Here is a 15,322-nt window from a genome sequence, read left to right on the forward strand (position 1 = left end):
GACATTAGCCGTACCGAGGCCGACTTCGTCACTGTCGCGGCCCGTACGCGTCGATGAGGCCCGGTCAGGACGCCCCGGGAAGCGCCGCCCCGGCCAGTCCCGCCGTGTACGCCCGGCACGTGTCGTAGTCCGGCAGCAGCCCCCGGCGGCGCGCCTCGGAGAGGCTCGGCGCGACGGCGTCGCGGTCGGAGAGCTGCGGAGACCCGGTCGGCCACTCGATGCCCAGCTCCTCGTCGAGCGGGTGCACCGCGTGCTCACCGGAGGGGTTGTAGGTGGTCGAGCAGACGTAGCTGAGCGTCGCGTCGTCGGTCAACGCGCAGAAGCCGTGGCCGAGCCCTTCGGCCAGGTAGACCGCGCGCCGGTCCACGTCGTCCAGGCGTACGCCCTCCCAGCGGCCGAAGGTCGGCGAACCGACCCGCAGGTCCACCACCACGTCGAGCACCGCGCCGCGCACGCAGGTGACGTACTTGGCCTGCCCGGGGGGCACGTCGGCGAAGTGGATGCCCCGCACCACGTCGCGGGCCGAGACGGAGAGGTTGCCCTGCGCCAGCCGCAGCGGGTGCCCGACCGCCTCGGCGAGCCGGTCGAAGCGGTACCACTCCAGGAACAGTCCGCGCGCGTCGCCGTGCTGCTGCGGGACGACCTCCCAGGCGCCCTCGATGCTCAGCGGACGGATCTTCACGGGGTCACCTGCACCGGTACGGTCCGGTCGACCAGGTCGCCGCGCTCCCGGGCGAGCAGGTCGAGCAGGTAGTCGCCGTATCCGCTCTTGGTCAGCGGCTCGGCCAGCGTCCGCAGCCGCGCGTCGTCGATCAGGCCGGCCCGCCAGGCCACCTCCTCGACACAGCCGATCTTCATGCCCTGCCGTTCCTCGATGACCCGGACGAACTCGGCGGCCTGCATCAGCGAGGTGAAGGTGCCGGTGTCCAGCCAGGCGGTGCCCCGGTCCAGCACGGTCACCGACAGCTCCCCAGCAAGCCGGTACGCCTCGTTCACGGCGGTGATCTCCAGCTCGCCCCGGGCGCTCGGGGTCAGGCCACGGGCGATCTCCACCACCCGGTTGTCGTAGAAGTACAGCCCGGGTACGGCGTACCGGGACTTGGGCCGGGCCGGCTTCTCCTCGATCGACAGCACCCGGCCGTCGTCGTCGAAGTGCACGACGCCGTACGCCTGCGGGTTGGCCACCGGGTAGGCGAAGATCCGCCCGCCGACGGGGTCGCCCGCGGCGGCGAGCTGGCCGCCCAGGCCGACGCCGTGGAAGATGTTGTCGCCCAGGATCAGCGCGACCGCCTCGTCACCGATGAAGTCCGCGCCGAGCACGAACGCCTGGGCGATGCCGTCCGGGCGGGGTTGCGCGACGTACTCCAGGCGCAGCCCGAACTGGCTGCCGTCGCCGAGCAGGCGCTGGAACTGACCCTGTTCCTCGGGGGTGGTGATCACCAGGATCTCCCGCACCCCGGCCATCACCAGGGTGGAGAGCGGATAGTAGATCATCGGTTTGTCGAAGACCGGCATCAGCTGCTTCGACACCGCCCGAGTGATCGGCCACAGTCGGCTACCGGTGCCGCCGGCGAGCAGGATTCCACGCACCCGGGGAGCGTACCGGGAGCAACCGGCGCAGGCCACGCGGCGCAACCGCTGCTTTGCGGGGGATTCGCGTAGACTTCCGGATCCGTGAGGATCCTGGTCACCGGCGGCGCCGGCTTCATCGGTTCGGAATACGTCCGAATGCTGCTGGGGGCACCCGGCGGCAGCGCGCAGGGGGAGTCTCCGGTGGAGCCCACGGGCATCACCGTGCTGGACGCCCTGACGTACTCCGGCAACCGGGCCAACCTCGACCCGGTCCGCGACGACCCGCGACTACGCTTCGTGCAGGGTGACATCCGCCACGCCGAGGTGGTGGACGAGGTCGTCCCGGGGCACGACGTGATCGTGCACTTCGCCGCCGAGTCGCACGTCGACCGCTCGATCGCCGGGGCCGCGCCGTTCGTCACCACCAACGTGCTGGGCACCCAGACGCTGCTCGACGCCGCGCTGCGGCACGGCACCGGCCGGTTCGTGCACGTCTCCACCGACGAGGTGTACGGCTCGATCGCGGACGGCTCGTGGACCGAGGACTGGCCGCTGGCGCCCAACTCGCCGTACTCGGCGTCGAAGGCCGGCTCCGACCTGCTGGCGCTGGCGTACCACCGCACGCACGGCCTGGACGTGGTGGTCACCCGCTGCTCCAACAACTACGGGCCGTACCAGTTCCCGGAGAAGGTCATCCCGCTGTTCGTGACCAACCTGCTCGACGGGCGGACCGTGCCGCTCTACGGCGACGGCGGCAACGTGCGGGACTGGCTGCACGTGCACGACCACTGCCGGGGCATCGCGCTGGTGCAGCAGAAGGGCCGCGCCGGCGAGGTCTACCACATCGGCGGCGGCACCGAGCTGACCAACAAGGAGCTGACCGCGCTGCTGCTCGACGCGTGCGGCGCCGACTGGGACCGGGTGGTGGCGGTGCCCGACCGCAAGGGCCACGACCGCCGCTACTCGCTGGACATCTCAAAGATCAACACGGAGCTGGGGTACGCCCCCAGCATCCCGCTGGAGACCGGCCTCGCCGACACCGTCCGGTGGTACCGGGACAACCGCTCCTGGTGGGAACCGCTGACCCGGGCGCAGTCCGCGTGAGGGCGCTGGTGACGGGCGCCGGCGGGATGCTCGGGCGGGACCTGGTGGAGGTGCTCGCCACCACGCACACGGTGACCCCCGCCACCCGGGCCGAGCTCGACATCACCGACGCCGCCGCGGTGCACGCCGCGGTGGCCGGACACGACGTGGTGATCAACACCGCCGCGTGGACCGACGTCGACGGCGCCGAGTCGGACGAGGCGGCGGCCACCCGCGTCAACGGTGAGGCGGTGGCCCACCTCGCCACGGCCTGCGCCGCGCACGACGCCCGCCTGATCCAGCTCTCCACCGACTACGTCTTCCCCGGCGACGCCGACACCCCGTACCCGGAGGACACCCCCACCGCGCCGATCAACGCGTACGGCCGGAGCAAGCTCGCCGGGGAACTGGCCGTGACCCGGCACCTGCCCGACACCGGCTACGTGGTCCGCACCGCGTGGTTGTACGGCACCCACGGCCGCAACTTCGTCAGCACCATGCTCGGCCTCGCGGACCAGCGCGAGTTCCTCGACGTCGTGGACGACCAGCGGGGCCAGCCCACATGGTCGTACGCGCTGGCGCGGCAGCTGGTGGCCCTGGCCGGGGCGGCGCTGGCCGGTCGGGCGGCCCCCGGCGTCTACCACGGCACCTGCGCCGGGGAGACCACCTGGTACGGCCTGGCCCGCGCGGCGTTCGCCCTGCACGGGCTCGATCCGGACCGGATCCGGCCGATCACCAGCGACCGCTTTCCGCGTCCCGCCGCCCGACCGGCGTACAGTGTGCTAGGGCACGACCGATGGGCCGCCGCCGGGCTGTCACCCCTACCGGACTGGCACGCCACACTGAGCGACGCTCTCGCTCCCGCCGCTCCACCCTCCCCGTGGAAGGTCGCATGAAGCTCACCCTGGTAACCGGCTTGACCGGTCTGGTCCTGCTGGCCACGATCGTCGAGTTGCTGCGCCGCCGACAGCTACGTGAGAAGTACGGCATGCTCTGGCTCGGGCTGCTGTTCGTGGTCATCCCCCTGTCGCTGTTCCCCCGGCTGCTCGACGGCGTCGCCGACCTGCTCGGTGTCGCCTCCGGCGTCAGCCTCGTGCTCTTCCTCGGCATCGTCTTCCTGCTGCTCGTCTGCATCCACCTGAGCTGGGAGGTCAGCGCGCTGGAGGAGGAGACCCGCACGCTGGCCGAGGAGATCGCGCTGATCCGCGCCGAGTTCGAGGCCGACCGGGCCGCACGAGAAGAGCTGGTGTCCCGCGATGGTTAACGGCAAGCGGCTCCTGGTCATCATCCCGGCGCTCAACGAGGCCGGGTCCATCGCCGACGTGGTCCGCGAGGTCCGGGGCGAGCTGCCCGGCGTCGATGTCCTCGTGGTGGACGACGGCTCCACCGACCGCACCTCGGCGGTCGCCGCCGCCGCCGGCGCCCGGGTCGCCCGGCTGCCGTACAACCTCGGTGTCGGCGGCGCCATGCGCCTCGGCTACCGGTACGCCTACGACCACGACTACGACGTGGCGGTCCAGATCGACGCCGACGGCCAGCACGACCCCCGGTACGTACCGAAGCTGGTCGACCTGCTCGACGACCACGACCTGGTGATCGGTGCCCGGTTCGCCGGTGAGGGCGAGTACACCGTGCGGGGACCCCGGCGCTGGGCGATGGGGATGCTGTCGATGGTGCTCTCCGGCCTGTCCGGCACCACCCTGACCGACACCACCTCGGGCTTCCGTGCCGCCAACCGACGGATGATCGAGATGTTCGCCCAGTGGTACCCCGCCGAGTACCTCGGCGACACCGTCGAGACGCTGGTGCACACCGCCCGTCGGGGCTACCGCATCCAGCAGGTGCCGGTGGCGATGCGGCGGCGGATGGCCGGCACCCCGAGCCACTCCCCCGCGAAGGCGATGATCTATCTCGGGCGGGCCCTGGCCGTGCTCACGCTGGCCCTCATCCGCCGGTGATCGGTCGCCTGCTCCGTCTCGTACCGCCCGGCACCGTCCCGGTCGGCGCGGGTCTGGCCATCGTCGGCCTGGCCTCGTACGTGCACCTCGCGGTGGCCGGGCACAACCTCACCGCCGGGGACTACTCGTCGCTCTCGGTGCTCTGGTCCTTCGTGTTCACCGTCGGCCTCGGCGTGTTCCTGCCGGTCGAGCAGGAGGTGGCCCGGCTGGTCGCGGCCCGCCGTACCCGGGGGTTGCCGCCCGGCCCGGTCCTGGCGCGCGGTGCCGCCGTCGCCGCCGTCACGCTGGGTCTGCTGGTGCTGGCCTGCGTCGCCGCCGCCGACGTGCTCGGCGACCGCCTCTTCGCCGGTGACACCGGGCTGGTGTGGGCGCTCTGCGGCGCGCTCGCCGCGCTGGCCGTGGCGCACACCACCCGGGGCGTGCTCTCCGGGCTGCGGCAGTTCGGCTGGTACGGCACCCAGCTCGGGATCGACGGCGGACTGCGCATCGGACTGGTGGCCCTCCTCGGCCTGGCCGGGGTCGACTCGCCGATGGCGTACGCGCTGGTGCTGGTCGTGGCGCCGCTGGTGGGCGTGGCGTCGACCGTGGCACCGGTGCTCCGGGCGGCCGGCGGCGGCGCGGCCCTGCCCTGGCCGGCCCTGCTGCGCGGGCTGGCACTGCTCACCGTCTCCAGCCTGCTCGCACAGGTCGTGGTGAACGTCGGCGTGATCAACGTACGGCTGCTCGCCCCGGCCGACGTGGCGACGGCCGGCGCGCTGCTCTCCGCGCTGGTGCTGGTCCGCATCCCGTTGTTCGTGTTCGGCTCGATGCAGGCCGCGCTGCTGCCCGGCCTCTCCACCGCCGCCGCCACCGGCGACCAGGCGGCCTTCGGCACGCTGCTGCGGCGGGCCCTGGGCGTCGTCACCGCGCTGGGCGTGCTCGGCGGCGTCCTGACCGCGCTGCTCGGCCCGTGGCTGGTCCAGGTGCTCTTCGACGCCCCGGACGTCCTCGGGCACGGCGACTTCGCCTGGCTCGGCCTGGCCACCCTGGCCTACCTGTGGGCGATGGTCCTCGGCCAGGCGCTGCTCGCCCGCGACCAGCACCAGGCGCAGGCCGTCGCGTGGGTCGCCGGGGTCGCCGCGCTGGCCGTCGCCACCCTCGCCCCGCTGAGCGTCGCGTTGCGCGTCGAGCTCGGTTACGCGGTGGGTTCCCTGGTCGTCGTCGCGGTGATGCTCACCCGGCTGCGTCGGGGCACCGCCACCCTCACCCCGCCCGTCGCGGTCCCGGTGTCCGCGAGCACCCCCGGAGGCGTCCGATGAGCCCACCCCGCGTGACCGCGGTGATGCTCGCCTACGGCCCCGAGCCCTGGCTGGTCGAGGCCGCCGAGGCCGTGCTGGCCAGCACCGGCGTCGACATCGACCTGGTCGTGGTGGACAACGGCTGCACCGGCGACGGCATCGACGTGGTCAAGGGCCTGGCCGGAGTCCGGGTGATCCGGCCGGACGAGAACACCGGCTACTCCGGCGGGTGCAACGTCGGCGCGGCCGAGGCCACCGGCGACTGGCTCGCCTTCGTCAACTCCGACGCCGTCGTCGCCCCCGACGCGCTGGGAAAGGTGGTCGCGGTGGCCGCCGAACCGGGTGTCGGCGCGGCGATGGCCTCCATCCGGCTCGCCCACGACCCCGATCTGATCAACACCTCCGGCAATCCGCTGCACTTCACCGGCCTGTCCTGGGCAGGCGGCAACGGCGAACCCGCGAGCGCGCACGCCCGGCGCACGGTCGTGCCGTCGCTGAGCGGCTGCTGTTTCGTGATCGGCCGGTCCCGCTGGAGCGAGCTGGGCGGCTTCCCCACCGAGTACTTCGCCTACCACGAGGACACCGAACTCAGCCTGCGACTGTGGCAGCGCGGCCTGCGGTTGGAGTACGTGCCGGACGCCGTGGTGCGGCACCACTACGAGTTCTCCCGCAACGACCTCAAGCTCTACCTGGTCGAACGCAACCGGCTGTTGACCCTGCTCACCGCCTACCAGGGCCGCACCCTGGCGCTACTGGCGCCGATGCTGCTGCTCACCGAGGTCGCCATGCTGGCCGCCGCGCTCGCCGGTGGCTGGTCCCGGCAGAAGACGCGCGGCTGGGGCTGGCTGTGGCGCCACCGCGACTGGGTACGCGCCCGCCGACGCCGGTTGCAGTCGGAACGCACCGTCGGGGACGGGGCGATCGCCGACCTGATGACCGCCCGGGTGGCCCCCTCGAACGTGGCCGCTCCCCCCGGGATGGGTGTCTTCAACGCCCTCGCCGCCGCCTGGTGGGCGCTGGTGCGGCCGTTGCTCGCGCGTCGCTGAGCCCCCGCCCGACGACGGTCGCGGTCGGGGACTCCGGAAACGGCACGGCGCCCGACAGTCGGAACTGTCGGGCGCCGGGAACTCCTGATTCGGGTACGGGGCGTCAGGCGTCGGGCTTGTCGCCCGGCTTGTCCTCCAGGTCCGCCGAGCCGGCCGAGGTGGTCGGCTTGTGCGCCTCCTCGGTCGGCGTGGTCGGGGTCTCCGCCCGGTCGCCCTCCGCCGCCTCGCCCTCCACGCCGCCGTCGAGCAGCCCGGTCAGCGCCGCACCGGTGATCCGCCGGAAGGTACGCCCCACCCGGTTGCGGTCCAGGACCGCCACCTCCAGCTGGTCGGCGGCGATCGTCCGGGCGGCACCGCCCTCGCCACCGACGCTGCCCAGCGCCTGCACCGCCACCTTGACCGCCTCGCCGAGCGACATGTCCGGCCGGTGGTTCGACTTGAGCACCCCGGAGATGGCGTCGGACTGCCCGCCCATCGCCATCCGGCCCGGCTCGTCGGTCACCGAACCGTCGTAGGTGAGGCGGTAGAGCGAGTCGTCCTCCGGGGTGGCACCCACCTCGGCGACGCAGATCTCCACCTCGAACGGCTTTGACTGCTCGGTGAAGATCGTGCCCAGGATCTGCGCGAACGTGTTGGCCAGTGCCAGGCCGGTGACGTCACGCCGGTCGTAGCTCAACCCGTTGAGGTCGGCCATCCGCACCCCGGCCCGGCGCAGGTTCTCGAACTCGTTGTAGCGACCGACAGCCGCGAAACCGATCCGGTCGTAGATCTCGCCGACCTTGTGCAGGGTGCTGGAGAGGTTCTCCGCGACGAAGAGCACCCCACCGGCGTAGCTCAGGACCACCGCGCTGCGTCCCCGGGCGATGCCCTTGCGGGCCAGCTCGGAACGGTCGCGCATGATCTGTTCGGGCGAGGCGTAGAACTGCATGGCCACGGCGGCGGCTCTCCTTCGGGCGCTGTGCTGGGGGAACTGCGTTCAGGTGGGGGCGGGGACCGGCTCAGCCGCCCGGATTCTCCATCCGACCGGCGACCACACTCTCGCCGAGCGCCGCCGTCTCCGCGTCGGTCAACCGGTACGTCCCCTCCGCCGTCGCGGTCATCACCACCGGGAAGATCCGCCGGGTCAGGTCGGGGCCACCGGTCGCGGTGTCGTCGTCGGCGGCGTCGTAGAGCGCCTCCACCGCCAGCCGGACCGCGTCGTCGACGGAGATCCCGGGCCGGAACCGCTTCTTCAACGCCGACCGGGCGAACAGCGAACCCGAGCCGATCGCGTCGTAGCCGGTCTCCTCGTAGGGGCCACCGGTCACGTCGAAGCTGAAGATCCGCCCGGCCCGCGCCGGGTCCTTCGCCGCGAGGTCGAAGCCGGCGAACAGCGGGATCACGGCCAGCCCCTGCATCGCCGCACCGAGGTTGCCCCGGATCATCGCGGCGAGCCGGTTGGCCTTGCCGTCGAGCGAGAGCATCGCGCCCTCGATCTTCTCGTAGTGCTCCAGCTCGACCTGGAACAGCCGCATCAGCTCGATGCCGATGCCGGCGGTCCCGGCGATCCCCACCAGCGAGTACGCGTCGGCGGGGTGCACCTTCTCGATGTCGCGCTGCGCGATCAGGTTGCCCATGGTGGCCCGCCGGTCGCCGGCCATCACCACACCGCCGTCGGCGACGATGGCGACGATCGTGGTGGCGTGCGGGGCCAGGTCGGCGGCCATGCCCGGCGGCAGCGGCCGGCGGCCGGGCAGCAACTCGGGGGCCACCTTGCTCAGGAACGTGGTGAAGGAGGACGTCCCCGCGTTGGTGAACACATCTGGTAGACGCCCGGATGGATCAAAGCCCGCTGCCACGTGGTTCCTCTCAGGTACGTGATGGCCCTGGCCAGCCTCGTAGGACTGTCACGGAACTGGCCAGGACCACCGTTGCAGTTGAAGCAGATTATCCCGCGCACCCACCCGGTGCGATGATCGTGGTCCACAAGTTCCGGATCGGGTTCACCACGGACCGCGCCGCCGTCGCGGCACAGCCGGAGAAAAGGGCATAAGCCCTATTCTCCGCCCTTCTGCACGTAACCTCGGACGAATTCCTCGGCGTTCTCCTCCAGGACGGAGTCGATCTCGTCGAGCAGGTCGTCGACGTCCTCGGTGATCTCGGCGTGTCGCTCGGCGACCTCCGGGTTCGCCTCGGTGGTGACGTCCTCGACCTCTTCACCCTGACGGGACTTGCCCGTCTGCGACTGACCGCCGCTGTCACGAGTGGCCACTGTTGCCTCCTCCACGATCGCCTGCGATGAACTTACCTCGCGGGAGCGACGAAACGCCCGTCGCGCGCCGGTAGGTACTCAGCCTCCGGTCAGGGTCTCCAGCAGATCCTTCGCGCTGGCGCAGCGGTCGAAGAGTGCGCCGACATGCCGCCTGGTGCCGCGCTCCGGCTCCATCATCGGCACCCGGACCAGCGACTCCCGCCCGACGTCGAATATCACCGAGTCCCAACTGGCGGCGACCACCTCGGAGGCGTACTGCGCCAGGCAGCGGCCCCGGAAGTAGGCACGGGTGTCCTCCGGCGGCTCGGTCATCGCGGCCTGCGTCTCGGCATCGGGCAGCAGCGTCTTCATCGCCCCCCGGGAGACCAGGCGGTGGTAGAGCCCCTTCTCCGGGCGGACGTCGGAGTACTGCAGGTCGACCAGTTGGAGCTTGTGCGAACCCCACCCGAGCTTCTCCCGGTCCCGGTAGCCCTCCAGCAACCGCAGCTTCGCCACCCAGTCCAGCTCGTCGGCGCAGAGCATGACGTCGCGGCCGAGCCGGTCCAGCACGTTCTCCCACCGGTCCAGCACGTCGGTGGTCTGCTCGTCGACGTCGCTGCCGTACCGGTCCTCCACGAAGGCGCGTACCCGCTCCAGGTACGCCCACTGGACGTCCAACGCGGTCAGCCGTCGGCCGTCGCGCATGCGCATCCGGTGGGTCAGCGACGGGTCGTGACTGACCGCGCGGAGTTCACCGACCGGGTCGGCGATGCCGAGGTCCGGGCCGAGCGCCTTCTCCTCGATCATGGTGAGGATCAGCGCGGCGGTGCCCACCTTGAGGTAGGTGGAGATCTCCGACAGGTTGGCGTCGCCGATGATGACGTGCAGGCGGCGGTACTTGTCGGCGTCGGCGTGCGGCTCGTCCCGGGTGTTGATGATCGGACGCTTGAGCGTGGTCTCCAGCCCCACCTCGACCTCGAAGAAGTCGGCCCGCTGCGAGATCTGGAAGCCGCTCTGCCCGCCGTCCTGGCCGATGCCGACGCGACCGGCGCCGCAGACGATCTGCCGGGTCACGAAGAACGGGGTCAGGTACGCCACGATGTCGGCGAAGGCGGTCTGCCGGCGCATGAGGTAGTTCTCGTGCGCGCCGTAGCTGGCACCCTTGTTGTCGGTGTTGTTCTTGTAGAGGTGGATCGGCGCGCTGCCCGGGATGGTGGCCGCGCGGCGGGCCGCCTCCGCCATCACCCGCTCCCCCGCCTTGTCCCAGCGCACCAGGTCCCGGGGGTTGGTCACCTCTGGGGTGGAGTACTCCGGGTGGGCGTGGTCGACGTAGAGCCGGGCCCCGTTGGTGAGTATGACGTTCGCCAGCCCGAGGTCGTCGTCGGCGAGCGCCTCGGCCGGGTCGTACGCGGCTCCGGAGTAGGTGAAGCCGCGGGCGTCCCGCAGCGGCGACTCCTCCTCGTAGTCCCACCGGGCCCGACCGCCCCGGTTGAGTTCCGGGCGGGCGCCGTACGCGTTCACCACCTGGGAGGAGGTGACCATCGGGTTGGCCCCGGCCTGACCGGGCACGGAGATGCCGTACTCGACCTCGGTGCCCATGATCCGTCTTACGCTCATCGACCTACCCGCTTCGCTTGCCCGACCGGTCCCCCGTCACGTCGAGCGTAGTCGCCGCTCGGGCAGGCGGGGGCCTGCCGGGGTGCTCGGAACGTCGCGGGTCGCACCGGTCAGTCCCCGGGCCGCTCGACGATCATGGACTCGATGGTGACCCGCTCGCGTATCTCGGGCAGCGAACGCAGCAGTCTCCTGGCCCGGGACTCGGCACCGGTGTCGGTGGCGACCAGCCGGATCTCGCCCGGCGTCGCGTGCAGCATCTGCCAGGTCCGACCCGGCTCGATGAAGAGCAGGCTGTAGGTGGCGGCCTCGGTCTGCGCGGTGGTGCCCTGCAACGTCGAGACGCAGATGTTCTCCAGATAGGAGTCGTACGTGCCACGGTCGAGCACGAGCGTGGTCACCCCCTCGACGGCCGGATAGCGGCGGACCACCTCGTCGCAGACCACCGCCGCCCGAGCCGGCGGAGCGACCTCCATGTGCACCCAGCGCTGCGCCCACGTCTGCGGCTCGACCACGAGCAGGCTCCGCTGCCAGCCGGTAACGCCGCCGAACAACACCACGGTGGCGGCGACCGCGACGGCGGTGACCCCGGCGACGGCGGTACGTGCCGGACGCCCCCGACGCGGCACGGGCAGCAGACGGATCGCGGCGGCCGTGCCGACGATGAGGAAGGCGGTCGTGAGGTGGGCGGCCTTGTTGAAGTAGTAGCCGATCTCGCCGCCGAGAACGAGGCTGACCAGCCCGATCCCCGCCGTGAAGAGGGTGCTGGCCAGCAGCACGAACAGCCAGCGCCGCCAGGTGGGGTCGGTGCGTTCGACGCGCAGGGCGAGACCGAGCAGGGCCGGTACGACGATGGCCCCGAGGATGCCGAAGGCCAGCCAGGTCTCGGTAAGGTCCGGCCCGACGGTGGCGGTGAGCGACTCGGTCTGGTTGGCCCGGAGCACGCCGAGCAGGATCGGTATCGGGGCCAGCACGAAGGTGGCCAGACCCACCACCCGGGCGGTGTGGCGGACCCGGAGCACCTCGCGGCGACGCACGAGCAGCGAACCGACCACGAGCAGCACGGCCGGAGGCAGGAACAGGTAGTAGACGTACCCGATGCCGACGACCAGGGCGCCGAGCAGCAGCAGGTGCTCGCGGGAGGCGGTGAGTGGCCGGGCGACGAGGACGGCGAGCACGACGGCGAGGGTCAGCCCGAGCGTCTCGGTGGGGTAGCCGGACCACAGCATCCGGGGTAGTTGGCTGCCGAGGACGAGGGCGCCGACGACGACGGTGAGCAGTCCCCGGGTCGGCGGGTGCAGTGGACCGGGCAGCCGCTGGGCGGCCCAGAGCATGGTGAGCACCAGCAGGCCGAATCCGGCGACGTTCCACCACAGGAAGGGCTCCGCCAGCGCGGCGGCGTCGGCGATGCTGCCGGGCGGCACGAGATGGCCGTTGAGCAGGGCGACGATCAGGTGCCACCCCTGCGGGTAGTAGACCAGCAGGCTGACCAGGTGGTCGCGGATCGCGTCCGCGTCGGTGAAGGCGTACCCGCCGTGCCGGCCGATGACGTCGACCAGGGTGAGGTGACGCAGGTAGTCCTCGCCCCGGGTGAAGACGGTGAGCCGGCCGACGAGGTCGCCGGCGCGCAGCAGCGGCTGGGCGAGGTACCAGACGATCGCGGCGGTGCCGACGACCGGGAACAGGTCGGCCCACGCGGGACGCGGCAGGGTGGGGCGTCGGCCGCTGGCCAGCGCGGCCAGCACGAGGACGGTCAGGGCGGTGCCGGCCAACGGCACCGGCGCCATCCCCCAGGGCCAGGTGGTGAAGAACAGGCCCGCGACGGTGGTGAGGCAGACCAGCAGGACGGTGGCGAGCAGCAGCCGGTCGAGCAGGGTACGCCCGCCGCGCAGCAGGCTCGCGGTGGTGAGCAGCACCACCGGGGGCAGGAGCCAGGAGGCGTCGACAGCGGCCACGGCGAGCGGCAGGAGCCAGGCCGTGGCGAGGGCGACGAGGGCGAGGAGGAACCGCCGCCGGTACGGCGACGCGGAGCTCGCGGTCGGGGCGACCGGTGGGGCGAGCGCGCTCTGGTCGATGGACACGCGCATCCTTCACCAATAGGGATGGAAGGGAAAGATCAACAGTCTAGCGACACATCCCGGCCGGCACACCTCGGGCCGGTGTGTCCACCGCCATCCCCGGATACGCGGCGGGGCCCGTGACGCGTCGCGTCACGGGCCCCGGTGGCGCGACCGGTCAGAGGTACTGGCCGGTGTTGCTCGCGGTCTCGATGGAACGGCCGGCTTCGGCGCCCTTGCCGCCGGAGACGAGCGTACGGATGTAGACGATCCGTTCGCCCTTCTTGCCGGAGATGCGGGCCCAGTCGTCGGGGTTGGTGGTGTTGGGCAGGTCCTCGTTCTCGCGGAACTCGTCGACGCAGGCGTCGAGCAGGTGCTGCAGGCGGAGTCCCTTGCGACCGGAGGTGAGGAACTCCTTGATGGCCATCTTCTTGCCGCGATCCACGATGTTCTGGATCATGGCACCGGAGTTGAAGTCCTTGAAGTACAGGACTTCCTTGTCGCCGTTGGCGTAGGTGACCTCGAGGAAGCGGTTCTCCTCGGTCTCCGAGTACATCCGCAGGACCACCGCGTCGATCATCGCCGCGACGGTGGCCTTGGCGTCCTGACCGTGCTCGGCCAGGTCGTCCGCGGAGAGCGGCAGGCCGGAGAGGATGTACTTGGAGAAGATGTCCTTGGCCGCCTCGGCGTCCGGACGCTCGATCTTGATCTTCACGTCGAGCCGACCCGGCCGCAGGATCGCCGGGTCGATCATGTCCTCCCGGTTGGAGGCACCGATGACGATGACGTTCTCCAGGCCCTCGACACCGTCGATCTCGCTGAGGAGCTGCGGGACGATGGTGTTCTCCACGTCGGAGGAGACACCCGAGCCTCGGGTCCGGAAGATCGAGTCCATCTCGTCGAAGAAGACGATCACCGGAGTGCCCTCGCCGGCCTTCTCCCGCGCCCGCTGGAAGATCAGCCGGATGTGCCGCTCGGTCTCGCCGACGTACTTGTTGAGCAGCTCAGGACCCTTGATGTTGAGGAAGAAACTGGTGTGCTTCTCCTCACCCCGCCGCTCGGCGATCTTCTTCGCCAGCGAGTTGGCGACCGCCTTCGCGATGAGCGTCTTGCCACAGCCGGGCGGACCGTAGAGCAGGATGCCCTTCGGCGGCCGGAGCTGGTGCTCGCGGAACAGGTCGGCGTGCAGGAACGGGAGTTCCACCGCGTCCCTGATCTGCTCGATCTGGGAGTGCAGGCCGCCGATGTCGGTGTAGTCGACGTCCGGCACCTCCTCCAGGACCAGTTCCTCGACCTCGCTCTTGGGGATCCGCTCGTACGCGTACGCCGAGCGGGGTTCGATCATGAGCGAGTCGCCGGCCCGGATCGCGCTGCCGATCAGGGTCTCGGCCAGGTGCACGATCCGCTCCTCGTCGGAGTGCGAGACCACCAACGCCCGGTCACCCGGTACGCCGTCGGGGCCCGCCAGCACCTCCTTGAGCATGACCACCTCGCCGACCCGCTCGAACCCGAACGCGTCGACGATGTTGAGTGCGTCGTTGAGCAGGACCTCCTGGCCGCGCCGCAGCTCACCCACGTCGAGCGAGGGTGAGACGGCCACGCGGAGCTTGCGCCCGCCGGTGAAGACGTCGACCGTGCCGTCCTCGTGTCGGGCCAGGAAGACGCCGTAGCCACTGGGGGGCTGGGCGAGACGGTCGATCTCCTCTTTGAGCGTCACGATCTGCGCGCGAGCCTCTTTCAAGGTGCCCACGAGCCGTTCGTTGTTCTCGGTCAGCCGCGCCAACTGCGCCTGGGTGGCCGCCAGCCGCTCTTCGAGCTGCCGGACGTGTCGGGGGCTTTCGGTCAACTTGCGCCGCACGAGAGCGAGTTCCTCTTGCAGGAACGCGACCTGCGTGGAGAGATCGTGGGCCTCCTTCTCCCACCGTGCGGCGCGCGAGTCCGCGTCGTCGCTGCGTGCCACGTCCCACCTCCCCGGGGGGCTCGAACGTTCTGCCCTAACACTAGCCGCTATGAGCCCGATTCGGTCCTCCGCAACGCGCTCGTCACCGAAGCTTGATCGCCAAGGGTGGGTGGCTGGGCGGGTACGGGCATTCGGGTACCGTCGTGGCGTGGGACGGGAGAACATGGGGGGTGCACCGATGGTCGAGGTCGCGACCGACCAACTGCAGGTCTGGGTGGACCAGGACCTGTGTACGGGTGACGGGCTGTGCGTGCAGTACGCGCCGGACGTCTTCGAGTTCGACGTCGACGGTCTGGCCTACGTCAAGGGCCCCGACGGCGAGCTCCAGCAGGCCCCGGGCGCCCGGGTGGACGTGCCGGAGCACCTGCGCCTCGAGGTGATCGACTCGGCGAAGGAGTGTCCGGGCGAGTGCATCCACGTCGTACGCGGCAGCGACGGCGTCGAGGTGGCCGGCCCGGAGGCCGAGGACTGACCGGCCCGCGTACGCCGGGCCCGATCGACCGCCCGGGGGTACGCGGGTCGACG

16 protein-coding genes are annotated in these 15,322 nt (G+C 71.2%); 7 read left to right on the plus strand and 9 right to left on the minus strand.

Annotated features, from left to right (window positions below; genetic code table 11):
* Positions 1-64: 64 nt before the first annotated feature.
* Positions 65-682 carry a dTDP-4-dehydrorhamnose 3,5-epimerase family protein gene (locus tag ACFYTT_RS22050; protein WP_387261712.1) on the minus strand — a complete coding sequence of 206 codons (618 nt, stop codon included), beginning with the start codon at positions 680-682 and terminating at the stop codon, positions 65-67.
* On the minus strand, positions 679-1,590 hold the full coding sequence (gene rfbA, locus ACFYTT_RS22055) for a glucose-1-phosphate thymidylyltransferase RfbA (protein WP_131052321.1): 912 nt from the start codon (positions 1,588-1,590) through the stop codon (positions 679-681). Before rfbA ends, ACFYTT_RS22050 begins: the two co-directional genes overlap by 4 nt.
* Positions 1,591-1,674: 84 nt before the next feature.
* On the opposite strand from rfbA, the gene rfbB reads away from it, so the two are divergent.
* From rfbB to ACFYTT_RS22085, 6 genes are read left to right on the plus strand one after another with little or no spacing between them, the layout of a single operon-like run.
* The gene (gene rfbB, locus ACFYTT_RS22060) at positions 1,675-2,676 is read left to right on the plus strand and encodes a dTDP-glucose 4,6-dehydratase (RefSeq protein ID WP_176094010.1); all 1,002 of its coding nucleotides are present in this window, start codon (positions 1,675-1,677) and stop codon (positions 2,674-2,676) included.
* Positions 2,673-3,551 carry a dTDP-4-dehydrorhamnose reductase gene (rfbD, locus tag ACFYTT_RS22065; RefSeq protein ID WP_176094009.1) on the plus strand — a complete coding sequence of 293 codons (879 nt, stop codon included), beginning with the start codon at positions 2,673-2,675 and terminating at the stop codon, positions 3,549-3,551. Before rfbB ends, rfbD begins: the two co-directional genes overlap by 4 nt.
* Positions 3,548-3,919, plus strand: a complete 372-nt coding sequence (locus ACFYTT_RS22070) for a DUF2304 domain-containing protein (RefSeq protein ID WP_131052319.1) — start codon at positions 3,548-3,550, stop codon at positions 3,917-3,919. Before rfbD ends, ACFYTT_RS22070 begins: the two co-directional genes overlap by 4 nt.
* Complete coding sequence (locus ACFYTT_RS22075) at positions 3,912-4,613, plus strand: glycosyltransferase family 2 protein (RefSeq protein ID WP_131052318.1); 702 nt, start codon at positions 3,912-3,914, stop codon at positions 4,611-4,613. The genes ACFYTT_RS22070 and ACFYTT_RS22075 overlap by 8 nt, the downstream gene beginning before the upstream one ends.
* Positions 4,610-5,911, plus strand: a complete 1,302-nt coding sequence (locus tag ACFYTT_RS22080; protein WP_176094007.1) for a lipopolysaccharide biosynthesis protein — start codon at positions 4,610-4,612, stop codon at positions 5,909-5,911. The genes ACFYTT_RS22075 and ACFYTT_RS22080 overlap by 4 nt, the downstream gene beginning before the upstream one ends.
* Positions 5,908-6,936 (plus strand): glycosyltransferase family 2 protein, encoded by a 1,029-nt coding sequence (locus ACFYTT_RS22085; RefSeq protein ID WP_131053276.1) that lies wholly within the window; start codon positions 5,908-5,910, stop codon positions 6,934-6,936. The genes ACFYTT_RS22080 and ACFYTT_RS22085 overlap by 4 nt, the downstream gene beginning before the upstream one ends.
* 103 nt (positions 6,937-7,039) lie before the next feature.
* On the opposite strand, the gene prcA is transcribed toward ACFYTT_RS22085, so the two are convergent.
* The 7 genes from prcA to arc form a co-directional block, all read right to left on the minus strand.
* On the minus strand, positions 7,040-7,870 hold the full coding sequence (gene prcA, locus ACFYTT_RS22090; protein WP_176094005.1) for a proteasome subunit alpha: 831 nt from the start codon (positions 7,868-7,870) through the stop codon (positions 7,040-7,042).
* A 64-nt stretch (positions 7,871-7,934) separates the two neighbouring features.
* Complete coding sequence (gene prcB, locus ACFYTT_RS22095) at positions 7,935-8,774, minus strand: proteasome subunit beta (protein ID WP_131053278.1); 840 nt, start codon at positions 8,772-8,774, stop codon at positions 7,935-7,937.
* A complete protein-coding gene (locus ACFYTT_RS22100; RefSeq protein WP_343232769.1) occupies positions 8,693-8,902 on the minus strand; it encodes an endonuclease domain-containing protein in 210 nt (69 codons plus the stop codon). The genes prcB and ACFYTT_RS22100 overlap by 82 nt, the downstream gene beginning before the upstream one ends.
* A 69-nt stretch (positions 8,903-8,971) precedes the next feature.
* Complete coding sequence (locus tag ACFYTT_RS22105; protein ID WP_131053279.1) at positions 8,972-9,187, minus strand: ubiquitin-like protein Pup; 216 nt, start codon at positions 9,185-9,187, stop codon at positions 8,972-8,974.
* A 78-nt stretch (positions 9,188-9,265) separates the two neighbouring features.
* A complete protein-coding gene (gene dop / locus ACFYTT_RS22110; RefSeq protein WP_131053280.1) occupies positions 9,266-10,783 on the minus strand; it encodes a depupylase/deamidase Dop in 1,518 nt (505 codons plus the stop codon).
* Between the two features lie 110 nt (positions 10,784-10,893).
* Positions 10,894-12,861, minus strand: coding sequence for a hypothetical protein (locus ACFYTT_RS22115; RefSeq protein ID WP_387261720.1), 1,968 nt, complete (start codon positions 12,859-12,861; stop codon positions 10,894-10,896).
* A 154-nt stretch (positions 12,862-13,015) separates the two neighbouring features.
* Positions 13,016-14,797: a proteasome ATPase gene (arc, locus tag ACFYTT_RS22120; RefSeq protein WP_131053282.1), complete on the minus strand. Its 1,782-nt coding sequence runs from the start codon at positions 14,795-14,797 to the stop codon at positions 13,016-13,018.
* 178 nt (positions 14,798-14,975) lie between these two features.
* Between arc and ACFYTT_RS22125 the strand changes: the two genes are divergently transcribed.
* Complete coding sequence (locus ACFYTT_RS22125) at positions 14,976-15,269, plus strand: ferredoxin (RefSeq protein WP_131053287.1); 294 nt, start codon at positions 14,976-14,978, stop codon at positions 15,267-15,269.
* The last annotated feature ends 53 nt before the right edge of the window (positions 15,270-15,322 follow it).

The organism is Micromonospora sp. NPDC003816 (genome assembly GCF_042874705.1).
Classification (GTDB): domain Bacteria; phylum Actinomycetota; class Actinomycetes; order Mycobacteriales; family Micromonosporaceae; genus Micromonospora.

Bases quoted from the DNA above. Each gene is read 5' to 3' on its own strand.
- ACFYTT_RS22070 (WP_131052319.1), top strand. From the start codon at position 3,548: ATGAAGCTCACCCTGGTAACCGGCTTGACCGGTCTGGTCCTGCTGGCC.
- ACFYTT_RS22075 (WP_131052318.1), top strand. From the start codon at position 3,912: ATGGTTAACGGCAAGCGGCTCCTGGTCATCATCCCGGCGCTCAACGAG.
- ACFYTT_RS22085 (WP_131053276.1), top strand. From the start codon at position 5,908: ATGAGCCCACCCCGCGTGACCGCGGTGATGCTCGCCTACGGCCCCGAG.
- dop (WP_131053280.1), bottom strand. From the start codon at position 10,783: ATGAGCGTAAGACGGATCATGGGCACCGAGGTCGAGTACGGCATCTCC.
- ACFYTT_RS22125 (WP_131053287.1), top strand. From the start codon at position 14,976: ATGGTCGAGGTCGCGACCGACCAACTGCAGGTCTGGGTGGACCAGGAC.